Source organism: Corynebacterium sp. KPL2734, assembly GCF_040225595.1.
GTDB classification, from domain to species: Bacteria; Actinomycetota; Actinomycetes; order Mycobacteriales; family Mycobacteriaceae; genus Corynebacterium; species Corynebacterium rhinophilum.
This window is the reverse complement of sequence record NZ_JBEHFO010000052.1, coordinates 1-795: the sequence shown is the minus strand read 5'-3', so window position 1 is coordinate 795 and position 795 is coordinate 1. Positions and strand designations below refer to the sequence as shown.

The window sequence follows — 795 nt, the reverse complement described above, 5'->3', positions numbered from 1 at the left end:
AACACCGACCCTGACACTGTCCCCCGATTCACAGATTCAGGAAGGACAGATACACCACTCCACCGGACTTGACCGTTCAATATTCCGATACCCCGGGATCTGGGTTTGTCGATTGCTAAGAGATTAAAGGTAGAGAATTCCCTCAACAGCGAATATCAACTATTTAATGGTGATATGACACGTCCCATCGGTACCAGAGCGACCTTTGGCAACGATTTCAGCACGGTCCAAATCCCCGTTATAGGTACTGGCTCCAGTTTGGATACTAGTTGTTGTGCTGGACAGTTCAACGCTATCCTCCTGCACAACTTCGTCGCCATTCATATATTTGATGGTTAATTCATCACCGGGTTGACCTTCATAGTGAATGTGGGGCGTATTCTTCTCGTTATCCATTTTCACCACTTGCGGATCACACTCCCCTTCAGCCGTAACATTCCCAAGTATTGGAGCGTCTGAGGGACGGGGCTCAAAACTCTCCAGAGAAGTATCGCCATTATTCGGTGCCTCAGATTCTGCAGAGGGCTCAGGGTCTTGCACACCACAACCTACGAGCATTAAAGGTAAGCAAACAGTACTGATAGCAAGCTTATTCAACCGCATGCAGACACCCTATCAATCGTTCACGTACTGAAAACTAACCTTATTCTGGGCTATCACGAGCATCTGTTAGTCCTAGTCAAGGTGTGCCGCGTCCCATTGAGCTTTCAGATCCGCCTGGCGGATTCTAAGGATCGTGGAAACACCTGACCTTGATTGGTGGTGTTTGTGGTGTCGAGTCGTTGGGATCCTTCG

Annotated in this window: 1 protein-coding gene; it reads right to left on the bottom strand. The window is 48.6% G+C overall.

Going from position 1 to position 795, the window contains the following annotated elements:
- Positions 1-159: 159 nt before the first annotated feature.
- Positions 160-603 carry a hypothetical protein gene (locus tag ABRP88_RS11375; RefSeq protein WP_284781949.1) on the bottom strand — a complete coding sequence of 148 codons (444 nt, stop codon included), beginning with the start codon at positions 601-603 and terminating at the stop codon, positions 160-162.
- Between the last annotated feature and the right edge of the window lie 192 nt (positions 604-795).

Bases quoted from the DNA above. Each gene is read 5' to 3' on its own strand.
- ABRP88_RS11375 (WP_284781949.1), bottom strand. From the start codon at position 603: ATGCGGTTGAATAAGCTTGCTATCAGTACTGTTTGCTTACCTTTAATG.